The following is a 21606-nucleotide window of genomic DNA, read 5'->3' on the forward strand; positions in this document are numbered from 1 at the left end:
TAATTATGCTTATAACTTTTGAGGGAATAGAAAGTTCAGGAAAATCAACATTATCTAAAAAATTAGTGGAATATTTTAAATTAAAAGATTATCCTGTTATCTGGAATAGAGAACCCGGTGGAACAGAATTAGGCGAAAAAATAAGAGAATTACTTTTGGGAAATTATAATATATGTCACGTCAGTGAAGCATTGTTGTTTGCAGCCAGTAGGGCACAATTAATAGAAGAATTAATTAAACCAAACATGGATAAAATTATTATTTTAGATAGATTTGTTGATTCATCGATAGTTTATCAGGGATATGCAAGAGAATTAGGATGGAAAGAAGTGTATGAAATAAATAAACATGCTTTAGATGGAGTTATGCCAGATTTAACCATTGTTGTTGATGTTTCTGTTGAAACGTCTTTTAAAAGAATGGCGAATAAAAATAGGGATAGGATAGAAAGTGAAGGAAAAGAGTTTTTTGAAAAGACAAGAGAAGGATTTTTGAAATTAAAAGATTGGTTCCCTGAAAGAAATATTGAAATAATCAGTGGTGAAATGGATTTAAATGAAGAATTTAATATTTTATTGAATATTATAAAAAAGTACATGAGATAAGAAGAGTGGGAAATTCTAATCCTTAAAATTGGAATCAAAATAAAACTTATTCAAACGATTGATTGCTAATCTGAAAAAACTAAGAAAGTTATAAAATAATGCTCTTCACCAGGTGAAAATTCTGAGTCCTCAAAAATTCTCATTTTCACAGGTCGTATCAAACTCACATCCGTGTTCGGTTTCACTCAATTTTGCATCCATGCAAAATTGACCTGCTTCATTCGAATTTTCTCGGGAATTTTCAATGGTTCATCACATTATTTTTATAAACTTTCTTTTATGAAAACCTAACAATCTTCGAGTTTTCATTCGTTTTATTTTTGAATTCCAATAATATACTGCTTCATTCATATTTTTTCGAGAATTTTCAAGTATTCGCTCATATTATTTTTTTGAAAATACTTTATCGATAGTTTAAATGTTAAAATAGTATAAAGTTTTTATAAATAAAAAGAAAACAAATGTCCTGTTTGACTATTTTGGTTCAAAACAGGACAAAAATTACGAAAAATGATTTCAAGAAAAAAATTAATAGCCTGGAAACCAGAAGGACGTTGGTTAATTTATCCTGGAGAAATGAAAAAATAATAATTCAATTTATTAATTTATTCCCATCTAAAAAGGAGTATTTACACAAAAAAATACATGCTACCGAAATAGAAAAACCTAAAAAAATGATGGATTCAGAAGAGTTTAAAGAAAAATACTTCTAAAACACGCATGAATAGCTAAAAGAGGGAGATGTGTGTCTAATTTCTCTTTTTTGCAAAAAGTTAACAATTGCTATTTTTCTTATTATTTCTCTTTTTGAGAGATTAAATTATAAAAGCTCTGTCAAAGTCAGGAGGAATAAATATTATACTAAAAACTGGCCGGGTGAACCCCGGCCTAAATTATTTTATTATATTAAGCCAAAGAATTCATAATCTTTTTACAATAACTACGAATACTTGTGTAAATGAGGAGATTTATGATAAAATTATAGTGTAATAAAATAAAAGTTATAAAAAATTTAATCAATAATAAAAAGGTAAGAAATTCGACCTTTTGAAAAAAGAAAGAATTATAGAAATAGCAGAAAATTTGTTTGATATAAATAAGTTGAAGAAATTCTTATTTGCGTAAGATTCATAATTATTTGGAGGAAAAGAAAATGAAAATAAAAAAATTAAAGGTTAAAAATTTTAAAAGTTTTAATGAATTAGAAGTTGAACTCAAAAATTTTAATGTATTAATAGGTGCGAATGCAGGTGGAAAATCCAATTTCATTCATATTTTTGAATTTTTGAGAGATATCGCAAAGTTAGGATTAGATAACGCTATTTCTATACAAGGTGATGTTGAATATATTAGAAATATAAATATTGGCTCAGCAGAAAATTTGTCTATAGAATCTGTATTTTCTTTTGATGAAGATAGAATTTTTCTTGAGAAGGTTAAAGATGAATTTTTTTTAATAAAAATTCATGAAATATTTTATGAATTTGAATTAGAGTTCTATAAAAGAAGTTCAAAATATAAAATTGTAAAAGATAAATTGGTTCAAAAACTTAAAATTTTTAAATCTGAAGAAAAGAGCAAAAAACTGAAAGAAGATAATTTTCTTGGTGAGGGAAAACTCATTATATCAAGAGAAAATAATGGTAAAATAAAAATACACCTTGAAAGTCCTGATAATGTCTCCATAAAAGAAGATAGTATATATCCTCAATTTTTTATAAAAGAAAAGTTGTCTAATAATATTCTTTTGATAAATACTCCTTATTTTATTATTCCATTTCCTTTAATAGAAGCTTTTGGAGATATTTCGATTTATGATTTTGATCCAAAACTGCCAAAAAAAGCTATTCCAATTACAGGAAAAGCCGAATTAGAGGAAGATGGAAGTAACTTATCAATTATTCTCAATAATATTATAAAAAATACGAATAAGAAAAAGAAACTTTTTAATCTTGTAAAAGACATTTTGCCATTTATATCTAATCTTGATGTAGAAAAATTAGCGGATAAATCTTTGCTTTTTAAATTAGAAGAGAAATATTTTAAGAATAATTATATACCAGCATCTTTAATCTCGGATGGAACTATAAATATAATAGCTTTAATTATAACCTTATATTTTGAGAAAAAAAATCTAACTATTATTGAAGAACCAGAACGAAATATTCATCCTTATCTTATTTCAAAAATGGTAGAAATGATGGAAGATGCATCACAAAGGAAGCAAATTATTGTTACAACACATAATCCAGAAATAGTAAAATATACAAATTTAGATAACATTTTATTAGTTTCTCGTGATAATAAAGGGTTTTCTACGATTTCCAGGCCAGCAGATAAAGAAGAAGTGAAAATATTTTTAGAAAACGAAATAGGAATTGAAGAATTATTTATTCAGAATTTACTCAGGGGGTAGATTATGAGTTTTAAACAATTATATATTTTTGTTGAAGGGGAGGATGATGAAAGATTTTTTGACAATATAATAAGATTTAAATTATCCAGCAAATATAATTCGATTAATATTATAAAATATGCAAAAATGAAAAAAGATAAGGTTAATAATTTTATTATAAGTATAAAAAAAATGAATGCAGATTATATTTTTGCTCATGATATTGATAATACAGTTTCTACAACAAGTAAAAAAAGTGAAATAAAGCATATGTTGAAAAATATTGATGAAGATAAGATATTTATAGTTATAAAAGAAATTGAAAGTTGGTATCTTGCTGGATTGAGTAATGAAAAATGCCAAATGTTGAAAATTCCCATAATTAAAAATACCGATGAAATTACGAAAGAATCATTTAATAATATGATACCTGATAACTTTGATTCACGCATAGCCTTTATGATTGAAATTTTAAAAAATTTTTCTATTAAAGTTGCAATTCAAAAAAACAAATCGTTTAAATATTTTATTGATCAAATGAATATAATAGCTGATTAAATATACTGGAAAAACTAAAAAATAAAATAATTGGTTTCTTTTGGTTTTAAAAATAACAATACAAACTGTAACCGGGCTTAAGCCCGGTTATTTTTTACTGAACTAACTCAAAAAATTCATAAACATCAAAAGAAATCTTTACTTCATCTCTTTTTTTTTTCTACAAGCATTGATGGTTGTAGTAATTATATTTTCTTGTATGACAATAGCTGATATATGATTGATAAATTTTGTTATTGAAGGGTAATGTAGAGGTTTTTTATTGTGAAAAAGTTAAATTTTTAATATATCAAGTGATATATTAATTTAAGTTAAAAAATAGTTAAAATTAGTTGATAATATAAACCAAATTTAATTTTATGGTAAAATTGGTATGGAGATATTAATATGAAAGTAAAGAAAATTATGAAAATTAAAGTAAGCAAAGAAAAATTTAAAATCAAAAAACTTTTAATTGAAGAATATGAGAGGTTTTTTGGTGTAGTATTTTATATAAAAATTGTGTGATTTTAGTTTATCTAATTAAAATTAATTTTATTTTTGGAGACAAAAGAACATATAAAATAACAGTTTTAAAAATAATAACTATTTTAAGAAAGTATGTATGAGCAGTTAATATACGAAATAGCTAAACAATATTTTGGGAGGTGGAATATATGGAATTAACATTTTATGATAAAGAAGGTAGAGCAGTTGCATATACAGAAGATAGACTACACATTTATCTTTTTGATGGAAGACCTGTGGCTTATATTAAAGACAACTCAATTTATGCGTATTCCGGGAAACATTTGGGTTGGCTTGAAGATGGTTGGGTTATTGAACATTCAGGAAAATGTGTTTTCTTTACTGAAATTTCATCAGCATATGGTCCGATCAAACCTGTAAAACAAATAAAGCCTATCAAGAACATAAAACAAATAAATCCAATAAAAAGTATAAAAGAGATCCAACCTTTTAAACCTGTTAGACAACTATTATGGTCAGATTTTTCTGGAGAAGAATTCTTTTATCAATTATATATTTGAAATGTTATGTGCAATATTTCCAAATAAAAGGAGTAGGCATGTTTATGGATAAAGAACATAAAAATAAAGAAATAAAAAAGTTTCTGTATGAGTTAGATGCAATATCAGAGAAAATATCAGAATATGAAATATCGCAAAAAATTAAAAGTTTTATAAAAAATGAGTTTGAAAAAGATCCTCCAGAAATTTTAATTTGGGAACAAATAGCTTTTGATTTGATAGAGAATTGCAATGATAATAAAATGTGTTGGGATACTTATTTTGGACCTTTTTCTGTTTGGTCAAATGAAAAAGGAGAAATGTTTGAATATCCCAGCATCCAGAAATTAAGCTCTGAAATCATCATCTATTGGGAAAAAAGAGCCAAAGAATCTAAACATCCAATTCTTAGAGCGCGATATTCTAATTTAGTATGGGATTTTTCTTCTATAATTACGGGGAAAAAGCCTGATTATTCAATTGCTCAGATTTTTGTAGATAGTGTTGTAGAAATTATGGAAAAAGATTTACATAAATATACTATAGATGTAATAAAAAATAAAGCCAAGCGAGCTTTATCTATAGCATTAAGTATTAATGATAAAAAACTAATAAATATATTAATAGATACAATCATTAATTACGAAGAAAAAATATCGGAGGATGATAAACCAGGTTTATGGGGATTTTCATATGAATTACTTATTAAAAATAAAAATATAAAATTAAGTAAAGATAAAAAACAAATAATCATTGAGAGATTAGAAGAAAGATTTAAAAGATTATTAATGAGAAATGATTATTGGGCAGTTAAAAGAGCAGTAGTTTTATTAGTAGATTATTATTCCAGACACCAAAAGAAAGAAAAAACAAAAGAGATATTAATTAATTTTGAAAAAGTAATTCAAAGACTATCTGGGCAAATTTCGTTTTTTACTAAGAGCTTTTTTCTTGAAGAATTGTATCATTTTTATATTAAGTATGGATTAAAAAAAGAGGCAGATAGAATTTCTTTTGAAATTAAAAAAATTGGTAAGAATGTAGTATCTGAATTAAAGACAATAGAAGCTTCCATAAAAATTTCAAATGAAGAAATTAAAAAATTCATTGACAATATAATAGTTAATGATTTAAGAAATTCTTTGAAAAAAGTTGCTTTATATTATATTCCTAAAAAAGAAGAAATTAAAACGCAATTAAGGGAATTATCTCAAGAAGCACCTCTTACATATTTATTTAGCAGAAAAATTATAGATAGAGAAGGGCGTGTAATTTGTTCAGTAGGCTCATTAGAAGAAGATATGGATGGACATATTAGTCTTCAAATCTCGCAAAATATGGGAATTGATGCATTTCTTTTAAATGAAACAATAAATACATTAATAAAAAAATTTGATTTAGATGTTAAAAAGATTGTTGATTATTTTTATGAGTCACCTATTTTCGATGAAAAAAGAAGAGAATTTTTCATTCAAGGAATAGAAGCTTATTTAAATAAGGAATTTATAAAAGCTTTACATATTTTGATTCCACAAATTGAAGCAATAATTAGAAATTTAGCAGAATTAATCGGAATCCCTGTTTTAAAGACTTCTTCTTCTGATGGATTTAATTATAAAACATTGGATGGTCTATTAAGAGAAAATAGAGCAATTGGCATTTTAACAGAGGATATGTCCTTGTATTTAAGAGTATTACTTACTGATCCAAGAGGATGGAATCTTCGTAACAATATGTGTCACGGTATAAGTAACGTAGAAGATTTTAATCAAATTTCTGCTGATAGAATATTTCATGCACTTTTATGTTTAGCTTTGGTAAAAGAAGAAAAATGATTTTAATAATTTTATATTTATTTTCATAAATTATTTTTATATGCAATAGCAAGTTTTATAAAATCAAAAATGTCATTATACTGTTATGTTTTTAAATGCGAAAAATATGTTTCTCATGATTATAATTTAATAGATATATTATGAAACATTTACTATTTTTAATCAATATATGCAGGCATTTAAAAGAAGAAATAGAGGACTTTAAAGCTTAAATGTTTATTTGAAATAGAATCAATTAATGGTTTAAATTTAAAACAATCAAAAGGAAAATTCTAATAATTAGAATTTACCCTTTTAGTTTTCTTGCTTGTTAAATATAATAAATGAATTACAATAAAATATTATTAATTAGAAGGTGATAACAATGCTATTTTCTGAAAAAAATGGATATAAACCTATTAAAAATTCTGTACAAATTGAGTCTATAGATGAAACTTTAAAACATAGATTATGGAATTCTATGCAACTTTATTTTAAAGATATTGAAAAAAACATTTAGTTATGGTAACTTAAATCCTTTTATTTTTCAACTTTATGATAAATTTTTTAAAAAGTCAATTGATGAGATACCATTTCATTATAGCAGTTTTGAGGAAAGAAAAATTTACTACTGGAATGATATTTATGAAAATATAAAAGATTATTTTTTTACCTGTAAGTGGTACGAAATATATGATTTTATCGAATTTACAATTAATAATTATTCCAATGATTATATCACTAAAAGTTTTATTAAATATTGTAATAAAGTTTTGGGAAAGGAAAAATCAGGATATAGAATTATTGAAAAACAGATTGTTCCTATAATAGATGATATTGAGATAAAAGAGATTGAGAAGCATTGAAAAAACTATATGGATATACAAGTGATGAAAAAGGGATTAGACATGCGCTTCTTGAAGGAGAAAGTACGAATATATCTTTTGATGAAGCAAAGTTTATGTTGGTTTCTTGTTCTGCATATGTTAACTATCTTATTGAAAAAGTGTCAAAGATAGGGTTAATTGAAAAATAAATTGAATATTTATATTTTGGGGTGTTAACAGCTTTTTTCGGTTTTTAATTTTTGATGAGGAGTGAATATGAATGAATAATCTGGGAATAATTGACTTAGAAAATTTACTACTTACAATTTTTGATGAAGAAGTTAAAAAACTTATGAAAGAAGCTATGATTTGTTATAATGTTGGAGCTTATAGAGCAGCTATTATTCTAACTTGGAACACAGTTTTATATGACACGTATAAAAAAATAAGTTACCTTGCTAAGTATTTTGAAGATAATGAAGCCCAAGAAATTCAGGAAGATATTGAAAAAAAATTAAATGAAGGGAAATATTTTAGTGAATGGAATTTGATTGAAGAATATCTATATAAAAAACTTGATTTAATTGATAAAGTTGATTGCAAAAAGCTTTCTTTTATTAAAGATTTAAGAAATATGTCGGCTCATTTATCGATGCATTTATTAAAAGAAGAATTTTTTACTCCAACAGCAGAAGATGTAAGAATGGTTATAAGAAATGCAATTGAGATAATATTGTCCCAACCACCAATTTTAAATAAAAAAGCAACCAAATATCTATTCAAAGAGATTTTAGGACCTTATTTTCCAACATTATATGAAAAGTTTGAAAAAATAGTAATAGAAGAGTACCTTGAGAAAGGAGGAAAATACTTTTTAAGGAATTTGGTTATAGAGACAATAGAGAGATATTTATTTGGAGAAGCTAAGCATGAAAATCTTAAGAATTTATTTCTTGTTTTGCTTAGACATAAACAGAAATATTTTGAAGATGAAGCAGTTAAAAAATGTTTAAATAAAATAGCTTCCACTAAAGAGATAGAAAAACTAATTTGGATTATTATTGAAGAGCCAGAGATATTGAATTATATATCAAAAGGGAAAGAAGTACTAATAAAATATCTTGAGGAACAGTTAACAATATTTGATGATCTTCCTCAATGGAAAAGAGAATTTTTTCCAATTTTATTTATCATTTTTAAATTTCAAATGGGAAAAAATGATTATGAAAGCGTAAAAGAAATTACTAAAAAATATATTGAATATATAAATTTGTTTGAGTTACAAAAATATAATATTTATATAAAGTATTTTAATGAAGAATTAAAAGAAATATTTTTAGAAAGTTCAATAGAACATCTAAAAAATCTTTCATGGTTTGATGGAGCATATAAGTTTATAAGGAATACAATTTCTCCTTTATTATATTTAGTTACAGATAGTGGACAATTAAAAACTTTATTTACGAATATTGAAGAGAACAAAGGTCGTGGAAAAATAAATCAAATCCTTGAATCTTCTCATGCACTTGAAAATGTTGAAATAATTCTTAAAAATATTTCAAAAGATATTTTGAGAGAGAATAAAAAAATTGTCGAAACATTTTTAGATAATGTATGTTTAAGGTTAACCAATACAGGATTTTTTGATAAAGATATAAAAGAGTGTAAAAGATATTTTTTCGATGAATTATTAAATTGAAATCTAAAATTAATTGAAGTATTTAAAGATAGTAAATTATATATTTGGTTTATAAAACAGATTTTGTCTGTATCCACACAGCAGGTCTTTTTCTGTGTAAAAGCACATTCTTCAAATTCATGTCAAAGTAAAGTTTATATTTATTAAAATTGCCGGGTTTTTGAAACCCGTTTTTTTATTACATTAAGTCAAAGAGGTATTGGTTTGTGTATCAACGGAATAGCTGATATATGATTGATAAATTTTGTTATTGGATTGTGATATAATTCAGTTATGGAGGTGAAAAGATGAGAAGATTTTGTACAAGCGGACCTGTTGATAAAAAAACATGTTACTATGTAGAAAGACCAGAATTGATGAAAGAAGCAATTGATCATATAGAGAATTGGAGATACTTTACAGTATCAGCGCCAAGACAAACAGGAAAAACAACATTTTTAAACGAAATAGTGGAAAAAATAAAAGACAAATATTTGCCTATATTTATTTCATTTGAGAGTTATATGAATAAAGATGAAAAAGATTTTCTTGAAACATTAGTAGAGGATATTAACAGGTCATATAAAAAGATATATAAAGAAGAAAAATTAATTGAAAAAACACCAAAAAATATTGATGATATAAGGAATACAATAGAAAAACTATACATAACAAAAGGTAAAGAATTAGTGTTAATGATAGATGAATTTGAAAGGTTTGATAATGAAAGAATAATGAATCAATTTTTGCATGTAATAAGAACAATATATCATAATAAAGAAGTATATGGATTAAGAAGTGTAATATTAATAAGCGTAGGATATTTAAGTGGGATATTAGAAGATAATGCAAGTCCATTTAATATAGCAGAGCATATGGAAGTGCCATATTTTACAAAAGAACAGGTATATGACTTATTAAACCAACATGAAAAAGAAACAGGGCAAATATTTGAAGAAGAAGTAAAAGAACTTATATGGCATAATGCAGGAGGACAACCTGGATTAACCAATGCATTAGCATATGATTTAGTGGCAAAAAAAGCAAAAAATGAAAAGATAATAACAAAATCTCATTTTGAAAAGACATTGTATGATTATCTAAGAAAATATATAGATAAAAACATAGCCAATATAATAAACAAAGCAAAGAAAGAAAAAGAATTGGTAATGAAAATATTATTTGAACCAGGAAGCGTTGAATTTAATATATATGATGAAAGGATAAACTACTTATATTTAAATGGAGTAATAGATAATTGTGAAGGGAAATGTTGTGTAAGAGTGCCGTTATACTATAAAGCATTATATGACAGATTTAAACCACAAATAAATAGCGAAAAAGAAAAAATGAAACCATTTGGAGAAACAGTCAAGAATTACATAAGTAACGGTATATTAGACCTAAATAAATTGATGAAAAGATATATAGAATATATAAAACAAAGAGGAGCAATAATGTTTAAAGGAAGGAATTATTATGAAGGAGTATATCAATATAATTTAGATCAATTTCTAAGTTTATATGTTGAAGCAACAGAAGGAAAAGTATATCCAGAAACACAAGTGGGTGGAGGAAGAATAGATTTATTAATAAATCTAAATAATATGGAATATCTAATAGAAATAAAAGCCAACATAGATACAGATGAATATGAAAAAGCGAAAAAACAATTAATAGAATATATAAAAAGAAAAGGATTAAAAGAAGGATGGTTGATAATATACTCAAACACAATAGAAGATTTTAAATATATAATAGAAGAAAAAGATGGAGTAAAAATTCATGTGTGGTTTATAAAAACAAATTTTGAAAATCCATCCAAAATCAAATAGATAAAACCGGGTCACCCGGTTTTATCTATTAACAAATCCACCTGTACTTTTTTATGATTATTTTTCATAAACAATATTACCGTGGAATATAGTTTTTTTGATTTCAAGATCTCTGTTTAGAAGGGCGAAATTGGCAATATATCCTTCTTTTATTCTTCCTTCATTTTTAATATTTAGATTTTGAAGAGCATTATAGGAAGAAACTTTTGCCAGTTCTTTTAATGAACATTGTGTAATATTATAAAAGTTCCTAACGCCATCATCAAAGGTTAATGTGCTTCCAGCTATTGTTCCATCTTCAAGTGTTGCTTTTTTATCTTTAACTATAACCTTTAATCCACCAAGAGAATATTCACCATCTTCCAAATTGGTTGCAGAAATAGAATCTGTGATTAGTATAATATCGTCAATATTTTTTGTTTTATATACCAATTTTATAAATTCAGGTGAAGAATGAATTTTATCCACAATCATTTCTAATTTAAATTTCTCAAGTAACCCTGCACCAACACCACCAATTGATCTATGATGTAATGATGTTATAGCATTTGGAAAATGTGTAATTCTAATTATATTTTTTTCTAATGCTTTTTTAAATAATTCATAATTTGCATTTGAATGGCCCAAAGAAATAATCACACCATTTCCTTTTAAATAATCAATAACTTCAAAGAAATTTTCCACTTCAGGTGCCATAGTTATTAGTTTTACATTTTCGTTTATTATTTCTTTTAAGTCTTCTAATTTTGGGGGATATATATATGCTTCATTTTGTGCTCCTTTTTTTTCTTTATTTATGTAAGGACCTTCTAAATGTATTCCGGAAATAGAAAGTATAGATTGAAAATTATTTACTATTTCTTTTAATTGTTTTTTTGATGCAGATACTGTTGTTGGATAAAATTTTGTTACACCATGAGAAAAGTTCAACTCTGCCCATCTTTTTAAATCTTCTTTAGGTGCATTCATAAAATCTACACCCATGTATCCATGTGTATGTGTATCAACAAATCCTGGCATTAAAATATAATCATAATAATTATTATCTTTTTTAATGATTTGTTTAATAATATCGTTTTCTATAATAATATCTCCAACATATTCACCATCAATAGGATCCACAATAAGAATATTTTTAATTTCCATATTTATACACCTCATTAATTTTTTTAGTCTAAAATAACAGATTTACTTAAATTTCTTGGTTGATCAGGATTATATCCTTCAATTAATGCTTTTTTGTATCCAAGATATTGTGGAAGTATCATTCTTAATGGTGATTCAAATCCGTTGTTGTATGGTATATCTATATCCTTTTCTTTCCCTATTAGTATAACTTCTGCTCCCATGTTTTTTAATTCTTTTGCTAATTTTGTTTCTTCTTCTGTATCTTTTGAGTTTATTATTACTAGTGTATGTTCATTTAATGTGGATTTTGGTCCATGTCTGTATTCTAACGGTTCATGATATTCTACATTTTGTATTGCCATTTCTTGTATTTTTAATGCTCCTTCTTTTGAAATACCATATTGTTCATCAAATCCAAGAAATACATAATGATTATATTTTTTTAAGTCTATTGTATCTATTCGTTCTTTTATATTTGATATTATTATTTCAGCATCCTTTGTTAAATCCGTATATTTTATTCCATTTAGTAAGAAGTTAAGTATATATACAAATGATCCTGTCATTACAACACTTTCTTCATTAGCAAATTCAAATATATATGTTTCATCACATATTTTTGTTAATGAGGATTCAGGTGTGCATGTTATACCTATTGTTTTAATTTTTCTTTTTTTAAAGTTCTCAACAGCTTTTACCGTTTCTGTTGATTCTCCTGTTCTTGATATAAATATTGCTATATCTGTTTGAGGTACTTTGTCAAAAACTATTACTTCACCACCAGATATAGTATTTGATTTATAACCATATTTGTTTAACATTTTAGTTGTTATTAGTCCTAAATTATATGATGATCCACATCCAACAAAAGTATATTTTTTGTTTTTGTTATATGTTATTTTATATTCTTTCTCTTTTTCTAATAATTCTGGTATCCTGTTTATTTCTTTTATTGTGTATTTACCTTTCATCCTTTCACCGCTCCTTGTGTAATTCCAGAAATTATATGTTTCTGAAATACTAAAAATGCAATTATAACTGGTATTCCTATAATAGATGATGCTGCCATCAAAGTTGGCCATTCTACTTGATTAAACTTTTGAAATAATGCAAGTCCTACTTGTACTGTTCTCATTTCTTTTGATGTAGTCATAACGAGAGGATAAAATAACATATTCCATGATGTAATAAATGTATTTATTCCCATTACAGCTATTGCTGGTTTGGATAATGGAAATATTATTTTAAATAATATCTGGAACGTATTTGCTCCATCTACATAAGCTGCTTGTTCTAACTCAATTGGTAATTGTTCAATATATTGTTTGAGTAAAAATATTCCAAATGGTGTTACTAAAAATGGTATTGTTAAAGCATAATATGTATCAATCCATCCAAGGTTTTTCATGATTATAAATACAGGTATAATAGTAGTTTGTGGTGGAATCATCATGGTAGCTAATACAATCATAAACAATATGTTTTTGCCAAAAAATTCTCTTCTTGCAAAACCATAGGCAACCATAGTAGAAAATATAATATTTCCTATAACTACAATAATAGCAACAATTAAACTATTAAATATATATCTTGCAAAATTATTTTCTTTCCATACATTTATGAAATTTAATAATGTTGGATATTTATATTCTATTTTAAAATCATCCAAAAAAACACTTGCTTTTTGATTTGGTTTAAAAGAAAAAGCAATTTTAGTTATATGTTTTAAATCAATTCCTTTATTTTTCAATGTTTTATAATTTACTGCAATTTTACTCCATTTATCTGAATTATTATTAATTTCAAGTTCTGTGGTTTTACCATCGACATCATAAAATATAAGATTGAAATTTTTTATATTATTTGATTTAAAGTAAAACGTAAGATTTTTCATCACTCTTAAATCAAGATCATTAGTTAATAAAGCTACTCTTTGTGTTTTTGAAGGCAATAAATCAATTTTAATACTTTGTTTTGTTTCTGGAGAATCTTTAGAAATACTTAATTTCGCTCCATCATATGTTTTAACCTTTCTTTTTATATATTTAATGTATTTTATCTCAAAATCATTTAAATATTTTTCTTTTACCACATGGGTAAGATTTCCTTCTGGTATAATAGCAGTATAAAACATTGTTATTAATGGAAATAGAGATACTATCAATAAAACAAACATAAAAGTTAGGAATAAAAATCTTTTCATTATATATCACTCCTGAGAAGACGCTTTTGAATTATTGTAAAGAACATTATTATTGCCATTAAAATGTATGCTAATGCTGATGCATAACCCATATCAAATTGCCTAAATGATGTTTGATAAAGATAATGAACCACAGTTTGTGTAGAATTTGAAGGTCCTCCTCCTGTCATTGTAAAAATTTCTGCAAATATCTGAAATGATCTAATTGTATTTAATGAAATTATGAAAAATAAAGTTGGTTTTAATAATGGCAAAGTAATATTAAAAAATATTTGTTTTTTTGAAGCACCATCAATTGATGCAGCTTCATATACTTCATTCGGTATTCCCTGTAACCCAGCTAAAAACAATATGGTATAATATCCTATAGCTGCCCAAATATCCATTATCATTATAGACAATAAAGCCGTTTTAGTTGAAGCCAACCAACTTGTTCCTAAAGCGTTCATTCCAAATAGTTTCATCATATTGTTGAAAAAACCATTTGCACTATATAAATATGTCCATATTGTGGATATTACAACCATTGAAATTACTGATGGTAAAAAAAATCCAGCTTTAAAAAGGTCTTTTAACGGTAAATATTTGCTATTTATTAGTAAAGCGAGCAATAATGAAAATGTTGTTGTGAATGGAATAGTTCCAAGCACAAATATAAAAGTGTTTTTAAGAGCAATAAGAAATACTTCATCATGAAAAGCTCTTATATAATTTGATAATCCAATAAAATTATAATGTGGATTTATTCCACTATAATCTGTAAAACTCATAAAAAAAGAATAAACTATAGGAAAAACACCGAAAATTAAAAAAATTATTAAAAACGGTGAAAGCAATATAAGAGTTTCTATATTATATTTTTTATGTTTTTTCATTTTTTAGTCACTCCTTAAGATGCCTGTGCAGGTGGGACTGCACAGGCCACTTTTTTAATGATTTAACAATTGTTGTATTTTCAAATTGTAATATCTCAATGTATTTTCAACATCACCATTTTCAAGTACTATTTTTTCAATAGCTTCTGTTAAGTATTGTTGTATCTTAAACCATTGTGGATGTGATGGTGCAGGTTTAGCATATTTATTTTGTTCATAAAATACTTGATGCATAGGATGATCTTCAAACCAAGGATCTTTATCAGCACCTACAACTGATGGAAATACAGATGGAACTAATTTTGTTACTTGCATAGCAACATCAGATCTTAATAAGTATTCTATTAATTTTAAAGCGGCTTCTTTGTTTTTTGCTTGTTTTGTAACAGCTAAAACTTCTGCTCCTGCAAATGATGCATGATATCCACTCCATTTATTTGGTTTTGGTAATAATGCAACATCAAATAATATATTTGGATAATTGCTTTCTATACCAGAAATATCCCATGCGCCACTTACATACATACCTAATTTACCTTCACCAAATGCTTTAGCTAAATCTGCTTGTTTTGTTTTTAAAGAATATTTAGATAATGCTTGATAGAATTTTGCTGTTTCTATAACTTTTGTTGAGTATAATAATGATTTTTTCATATCTTTTGATAATATAGAAGCTTCATTTCCCCATACTGCAGGTAAGAACCATTGTTGCCATGGACTGAAGTTTTCTCCTGCACACATCCCAAAACCATATATATCATCACCTAAAGAATCGATTTTTTGTGCAGCGTCATATAATTCTTCCCATGTTTCTGGAGGATTATTTGGATCTAGTCCTGCTTTTTCAAATAAGTCTAAGTTGAAGAATAAAGCTCTTGTTCCTAATAACCATGGTAATGCCCAATAGTGATCGTTGTAAGCAACAGAATCCCAACCGAAATATTTATCCTTTACTTTAGATGCATAATTATCCATTTTTAATATAGCATCTTGACTAGCAAAATTTGCAACCCATGTGTTTCCGAGTTCCACCACATCAGGAGCATTATTTGCAGCAATAGATGTAACAATTTTATCAAAACCATTTGACCATGCCAATTGAACATATTCTACTTCGATATCAGGATTTTCTTTCATAAATTCACCTAAAATCTTTGCAGAAGATTCGTCATCAAGCATAAATCCCCAAAATGTAATCTTAGTTTTTCCAAAGGCAAATACCAACAACATACTCAATAATACTACAAGCACTAACTTTTTCATACACTTACCTCCCCTTTCAAAAATTGTTTTTTAAAAGCTTTAATAGCTTGGTATAATGAAATTAATTTTGTTGAATTAGTTACAATATATGATTCTGAAAGATAATTTTCTAAATCTTCATCATTTCTAATAATTATATAAAGCACTTTGCTGGAAAAATGTTTTAATTTCTTTTGCAAGTTCAATTGTTTTTTAAACCTAAAAGAATCAAGAACAAAAGAAACTACACTTTCTTCTCTTTTTGGAAGTTTATTAACTGAACCAGTAAAAGGATCATATTTTATTATTTTGCAATTTTTAAATTCTGAATTTATTAAATTTTCTAGTTTTTCTAAATCATTAGCCGTAGTATCTGCAGGGCTTAAGTTCTTAGCTTCCGGTATTAAAAAAGTTAAATTATCCTTATCAAAATTATTTTTTATATTTATTTTTAAAGCTCTTTTTGCAATATCCATTAATAATTCTCCTGAGTAATCTTTGTTATAATATTTTCTTTGTAAATCTTCTATTTTTTTAATCTTATTTTGAATCACATTTATCTTTATTTTTTTATCTTTAATAGCTTCTTCAAAAAAAGCATATAATTTTTTGAAATTTTGTCTTGCTTCCGCCACCATTAAAATATCTCCACCGCTATTAAAAAATTTAATTACTCCTTCTTTTGAATAATAATTGTTATAGAAAGCTTTCATTTCAATAGCATCACTAATAACAAGACCTTTGAATTTTAAATTTTCTTTTAAAAAATCATTAATAATTATTTTTGAAACACTTGCTATGTCATTATCTACAGGTTCATAAATCACATGTGATGTCATTAAAATCTCTAATTCTTTCAATGATTTTTTAAATGGTATAATATCTTCATCATCAAATGAAAAATCATATACAATAGCATTTTCTTCATGAGAATCTTGTGCTGCCTTACCATGACCCGGAAAATGCTTCCCAGTTGGCAAAATTCCACTCTCCTTCAAACCTCTTATATATTGAATTCCGTATTCTGCAACTACATCTGCAGATGTAGAAAATGCTCTAAATCCTGTAACTGCACTAGAACTTTTATGTAATACATCAAGTACAGGAGAAAATACCATATTAAAACCAAATTCTTTTAATTTTTCTCCAAGATACTTACCATACTTATATGCATATTCAGGCTTTCCCAATTTTCCCATAGCATAATTCCCTGAAGAGGATAATATACCTGGTACGGTTTCTAATTGACCCCCCTCATGATCTGAAGATATTAGCAAAGGGATGTCCAAATTATAAAGTTTATCCATCGATATTTGTAATTCCTCAACACTTTTCATATTTCCTGGATAAAGGATAACTCCTGCAGGCTTGTATTTTCTTATTATTTCTAAAGCTTCATCGTCAAACCCATCTGGAAATCCCAAAAAAAACAACTTTCCAAAATTCATATTATCCCCTCTTTTTCAAATATGTTGTCAAAAACCTTTCAATTCCTTCATCAGTTGAAAATAATTTATGCAAAATAAGTGACGCTGCACCGTGTGAAGTTAAAAAATCTTGTGAAGATGCGTAGCTAATACATAATTTTCTATAATCATTTAAAAAAATATTGTTTTCTATATTTTTAATAAAAGTGTCTAAAAACTTTTTGGGTAACATGGTAATATTTCCGCCTATCAAAACAGCATCTGGATCAAAGATACTAATAAACTTTGCTAATTCTTCTGAATAAAATTCTAAAAATTCATTTCCGTCATTTAAAAGTCTTTTTTCATCATAATTTAAAATATCCTTAAAAGTGATATTATTTTTTTCATTGAGTAACGGATGTTTTATTTCAACTTCACCAGATAAATTATTACTGCCATGATATAATTTATTTTTTAAAATAATCCCAACCCCTATGCCAATAGAATGCTTAATGTAATATGGAACAGAAATATGAAAATACAACAAATTTTTTGCTTTTTTCTTATTATTTAAATTAAAATACAAAGCTCCACAATTACTATCATTTTCTATATATATTGGAATATTTATATGTTCTTCTATTTTATCTGCAAGGTTGAAGTTTGCTATTTTAAGTGCTTTAGAATGTATAATAATTCCATGTTTTGAATCAACAATACCAGGAACAGAAATACCTATACCATACATATTTTCATCAATATTCTGATTTATAACTTTTAAAATTTCTTCTGTAATATTTTCTTCTAAAATTTCTTTATTTATTCTCTCCTTTTTTATCACTTCACCATTTAAATACGTAATAACATACTCAATTCCATCTTGCTCTACAGACATTCCAAGTATTTTACCAGCTGTGTAGTTGAGTGATAAAATATTTGTTTTCCTTCCGCCTTGTGGCGAAGCATCTGTTTCGCCTATTTTATTAACTAAATTTATTTCTTTTAATTTATTTAATGTTCTGGAAACTGTGGATTTTTCTAATTTCGTTTTTTTAGATATTTCCATTAATGAGGTTTTTTCATTTTTCCAAAGAAAGTTAAGAATTTTTATTAATGAATCAGTTATTTTTATCATCATTTTTCACCTCTTTTAATTAGTTGGTTGTTTCAATCAACTAATTAATTTATAACATAATTTTAGTAATATTTAAAATGATATTATAGAAGTTTAGAAAGATACAGAAGCAATTAAAAGTAAATAATTAGAAATATCGTTAAATTTATTATGTTTATAAATGTTAACATGTATTAAAAAAACCAGGCATAATGCCTGGTCATATTTTTTCAATAATATATTTATCAATATTTCTTTTTTCTGAATCTATGTTTATTCCTATTATGTATATTTCTTTTTCATTATTTTTACTCATATATTTTTCATAATATTTCTTTTCTTTTATTTGTTCTATTGCTTCTTTTGCACTTTTATCTAATTTTATTTCAAAAAGATATATTTTGTCATTGTGTTCTAATACTAAGTCACTTCTTCCAAGATTTGTCAGTTCTTCTGCTGTTACGTTTAATCCTGCTGATGCTAATATTGTATATATTAATGAGTGATAATAACTTTCTCTTTTTTGATGTAAGTTATACGGTATTGCACTTATTATCCTTTTTATTTCTTCTATTATTTCTTCTATTTCATTTGTTTCTATTTTTTCATATATTTTATTTTCTATCTCTTCTATTTCCTCTAATCCATAATTTGCTTCTAATATTAATTCTGAAAAGCTATTTTTTACTTCTATGTTTGGATAGTCTAATATGTATTTTTTTCTTAGTCCATATCTTTTTATTCCTTTAAATGTTAAATAACCAGCCTGTGCGAAGAATATGTTTGCTTTTGCATCTTCTATTTCTCTTGTTGAGAAATCCATTGCACTTACTGGATATTTTGTTAATTCTTCATAGGTTACTTTTTTACCTTTTATATATTCATATATGAATGATGGTGATCCACTTTCAAACCAGTAATTTTGAAATTCTTTTTTTTGAAAGAATTTTAATATTGAAAATGGATTATATACAAAGTGTTCCCCATCAAATGAAAATCCGTTATAATATTTTTTCATTTCCTGTAATAGTTCTTTTTCTGTTATTTTTAGTTTTTCTGCTGTTTCTTTTATATATTCTTTAAAGTAACTTTCTAACTCTTCTTGTGTATAACCTAACATTTGTGAATAATCATTATCCAATGATATATCATTTAAATTATTCAATGCTGAAAATACTCCTGTTTTTGTGAATTTTGTTATTCCAGTTAGAAAAACGAATTTTATATATTCATCCCTGGATTTGATTGTTACATAGAAATCTCTTAGTATTTCTCTATATCTTTCTGCTTTTTCTTTGTTATTTATATTATCTAATATCGGTTTTTCATATTCATCTACTAATATTACTACTTTTCCTTTTTTGGAAAGTTTTATTATTAATTCATCAAATGCAAATTTATAATCTTCTTCTATTATTTCTACATTATTCCTTTGACCTTCTTGTTTTATTAATTTTGTCAAACTTTTTTTAAATCTTTCTTCATTATCTGTTGCTGCTAATAGAACGTTTAATCTTATTATTGGATATTCTTTGAATTCCCATTTGTCATATATGTATGTATCTTTAAATAATTCTTTTTCTCCATTGAATATGTAATATAATGTCGATATTGTTAAGCTCTTCCCAAATCTTCTTGGGCGAGATAGAAATATTGGCACTTCTGAGCTTATTAAGTTATATATATATTTTGTTTTATCTACATATATATAATTACCTTCTATTATTTTTTTATAATCCTGTATCCCTATTGGTAATTTTTTCATCGATTCCACCTCCGATTCAATTATACCATATAAAAATAAAATGAGGCTTTCACCTCATTTTAGTACTTTGACTACAAACCGTAAGGAGTTCTTACGAACTCCTCTTAAATTAACTCTTTTAATTCCTCTATATTTTTTAAATCTTCTGGTATGTTATAAAAATTATATTCGAATTTTGGATAAATTTCAGTATTCCAAAAAATTGGTTTTTCCAATTCTTCTTTTAACTCTGTTTTGAAAAAATAATCAGAAATATATTCGGATAAAATATAAAAAGTATTGTCTTCATATGCAACTATATCTTCCTCAAATAATTTATTTATTCTATGAAAAATTGATTCCAAACTTTTCTCATCTAATTTATTCTTTATAGTTATCATTACAAAAATGAATTCTTCATATTTTTCAAAAAAGTCTTCGAGAGATTTAAGTAAAAATGTTTTATTATATAATATACCATTTGAAATCTTTGAATTATTTAAAAGCTTCTCTTTAATTTTTAAGTTTCTCTTGTCTTTTATATTTTCATATATATGTCCCATAAACTTAGCAAAAAGTTTAGCAATATTAATTATCTCACCATCGATAAATATATTTTTTTCTGAATAATTGTCTATATTCAAAAATCCTACAACTTCATTTTTTACTAAAATTGGAACTGAAAGATACGATTTTAATCTTAATAAGTTTCCACCTTTTACTAATAAATCTAATTGTTCTGTTGTTTCCCTTTCAATTCGAGAAGTAATAATGTGAGCTCCATGAAATTTTTCTTCAAAAATATGATTCTTTTTGAATCTAATATCTTTTAATATATTCATATTATGACCTTTGACAGCAACATATCTAAAATATCCATCATCATCTCTTAAAATAACACTGCCTGTAGTTAATCTACTATCAAAATCCATTATGGATATTAATATATATTCGAATATATTTTTCATATCTAAAAATTCATTATATTCTTTTTCAGAAATCATTTCAAATACTTTTGAAAAAATATTTATGAATTTTCTATTAATTATTTTAACCATCCCCATATAAAAATTTATTTATATTTATTATATCAATAATTACATGGTTTTGTCAAATTAAAAAAATATAATTCTAATTTTTAACATAAATAACATAAAACTCCCGAAGGAGTT

General features: G+C 25.5%; 20 protein-coding genes. 11 read left to right on the forward strand and 9 right to left on the reverse strand.

The genetic code is table 11. The features are described 5' to 3' along the window. The first annotated feature begins 5 nt into the window (after window positions 1–5). The 11 genes from tmk to JRV97_RS06085 all read left to right on the forward strand — a co-directional run bounded on the left by tmk (window position 6) and on the right by JRV97_RS06085 (window position 10719). Entirely contained in the window at window positions 6–605 is a 600-nt protein-coding gene (gene tmk, locus JRV97_RS06035; RefSeq protein ID WP_280997191.1) for a dTMP kinase, read from the forward strand. 461 nt (window positions 606–1066) lie between these two features. Then, complete coding sequence (locus JRV97_RS06040) at window positions 1067–1318, forward strand: hypothetical protein (RefSeq protein ID WP_280997193.1); 252 nt, start codon at window positions 1067–1069, stop codon at window positions 1316–1318. Between the two features lie 440 nt (window positions 1319–1758). After that, window positions 1759–3021, forward strand: coding sequence for an AAA family ATPase (locus JRV97_RS06045; RefSeq protein WP_280997195.1), 1263 nt, complete (start codon window positions 1759–1761; stop codon window positions 3019–3021). A 3-nt stretch (window positions 3022–3024) separates the two neighbouring features. After that, window positions 3025–3558: a hypothetical protein gene (locus JRV97_RS06050; RefSeq protein ID WP_280997196.1), complete on the forward strand. Its 534-nt coding sequence runs from the start codon at window positions 3025–3027 to the stop codon at window positions 3556–3558. 656 nt (window positions 3559–4214) lie between these two features. Continuing rightward, window positions 4215–4586, forward strand: a complete 372-nt coding sequence (locus JRV97_RS06055) for a 4-fold beta flower protein (RefSeq protein WP_280997198.1) — start codon at window positions 4215–4217, stop codon at window positions 4584–4586. A 44-nt stretch (window positions 4587–4630) separates the two neighbouring features. Beyond that, window positions 4631–6400, forward strand: a complete 1770-nt coding sequence (locus tag JRV97_RS06060; RefSeq protein ID WP_280997200.1) for a DUF4209 domain-containing protein — start codon at window positions 4631–4633, stop codon at window positions 6398–6400. Between the two features lie 364 nt (window positions 6401–6764). Continuing rightward, window positions 6765–6899, forward strand: a complete 135-nt coding sequence (locus JRV97_RS06065; protein ID WP_280997202.1) for a hypothetical protein — start codon at window positions 6765–6767, stop codon at window positions 6897–6899. Further along, the gene (locus tag JRV97_RS06070) at window positions 6883–7245 is read left to right on the forward strand and encodes an AbiJ-NTD4 domain-containing protein (protein WP_280997203.1); all 363 of its coding nucleotides are present in this window, start codon (window positions 6883–6885) and stop codon (window positions 7243–7245) included. The genes JRV97_RS06065 and JRV97_RS06070 overlap by 17 nt, the downstream gene beginning before the upstream one ends. Beyond that, complete coding sequence (locus JRV97_RS06075) at window positions 7242–7415, forward strand: hypothetical protein (RefSeq protein ID WP_280997205.1); 174 nt, start codon at window positions 7242–7244, stop codon at window positions 7413–7415. Before JRV97_RS06070 ends, JRV97_RS06075 begins: the two co-directional genes overlap by 4 nt. Before the next feature lie 71 nt (window positions 7416–7486). After that, complete coding sequence (locus tag JRV97_RS06080; protein WP_280997207.1) at window positions 7487–8905, forward strand: hypothetical protein; 1419 nt, start codon at window positions 7487–7489, stop codon at window positions 8903–8905. Window positions 8906–9192: 287 nt separating this feature from the next. Further along, window positions 9193–10719 carry an AAA-like domain-containing protein gene (locus JRV97_RS06085; protein WP_280997208.1) on the forward strand — a complete coding sequence of 509 codons (1527 nt, stop codon included), beginning with the start codon at window positions 9193–9195 and terminating at the stop codon, window positions 10717–10719. 57 nt (window positions 10720–10776) lie between these two features. On the opposite strand, the gene nagA is transcribed toward JRV97_RS06085, so the two are convergent. The 9 genes from nagA to JRV97_RS06130 all read right to left on the reverse strand — a co-directional run bounded on the left by nagA (window position 10777) and on the right by JRV97_RS06130 (window position 21492). After that, on the reverse strand, window positions 10777–11865 hold the full coding sequence (gene nagA / locus JRV97_RS06090) for an N-acetylglucosamine-6-phosphate deacetylase (RefSeq protein WP_280997210.1): 1089 nt from the start codon (window positions 11863–11865) through the stop codon (window positions 10777–10779). A 23-nt stretch (window positions 11866–11888) separates the two neighbouring features. Beyond that, complete coding sequence (locus JRV97_RS06095; protein ID WP_280997212.1) at window positions 11889–12818, reverse strand: SIS domain-containing protein; 930 nt, start codon at window positions 12816–12818, stop codon at window positions 11889–11891. Continuing rightward, on the reverse strand, window positions 12815–14050 hold the full coding sequence (locus JRV97_RS06100) for a carbohydrate ABC transporter permease (RefSeq protein ID WP_280997214.1): 1236 nt from the start codon (window positions 14048–14050) through the stop codon (window positions 12815–12817). Before JRV97_RS06100 ends, JRV97_RS06095 begins: the two co-directional genes overlap by 4 nt. After that, a complete protein-coding gene (locus tag JRV97_RS06105; RefSeq protein ID WP_280997216.1) occupies window positions 14050–14925 on the reverse strand; it encodes a carbohydrate ABC transporter permease in 876 nt (291 codons plus the stop codon). Before JRV97_RS06105 ends, JRV97_RS06100 begins: the two co-directional genes overlap by 1 nt. A 54-nt stretch (window positions 14926–14979) precedes the next feature. Further along, the gene (locus JRV97_RS06110; protein WP_280997218.1) at window positions 14980–16188 is read right to left on the reverse strand and encodes an extracellular solute-binding protein; all 1209 of its coding nucleotides are present in this window, start codon (window positions 16186–16188) and stop codon (window positions 14980–14982) included. After that, on the reverse strand, window positions 16185–17615 hold the full coding sequence (locus JRV97_RS06115; protein ID WP_280997220.1) for a glycoside hydrolase family 3 N-terminal domain-containing protein: 1431 nt from the start codon (window positions 17613–17615) through the stop codon (window positions 16185–16187). Before JRV97_RS06115 ends, JRV97_RS06110 begins: the two co-directional genes overlap by 4 nt. Window position 17616: 1 nt before the next feature. Beyond that, window positions 17617–18711 (reverse strand): ROK family transcriptional regulator, encoded by a 1095-nt coding sequence (locus tag JRV97_RS06120; protein ID WP_280997222.1) that lies wholly within the window; start codon window positions 18709–18711, stop codon window positions 17617–17619. Window positions 18712–18910: 199 nt separating this feature from the next. Next, entirely contained in the window at window positions 18911–20455 is a 1545-nt protein-coding gene (locus tag JRV97_RS06125; protein ID WP_280997224.1) for an ATP-binding protein, read from the reverse strand. A 104-nt stretch (window positions 20456–20559) separates the two neighbouring features. Then, on the reverse strand, window positions 20560–21492 hold the full coding sequence (locus JRV97_RS06130; protein WP_280997226.1) for a GAF domain-containing protein: 933 nt from the start codon (window positions 21490–21492) through the stop codon (window positions 20560–20562). Between the last annotated feature and the right edge of the window lie 114 nt (window positions 21493–21606).

This window comes from Marinitoga aeolica (genome assembly GCF_029910535.1).
GTDB classification, from domain to species: Bacteria; Thermotogota; Thermotogae; order Petrotogales; family Petrotogaceae; genus Marinitoga; species Marinitoga aeolica.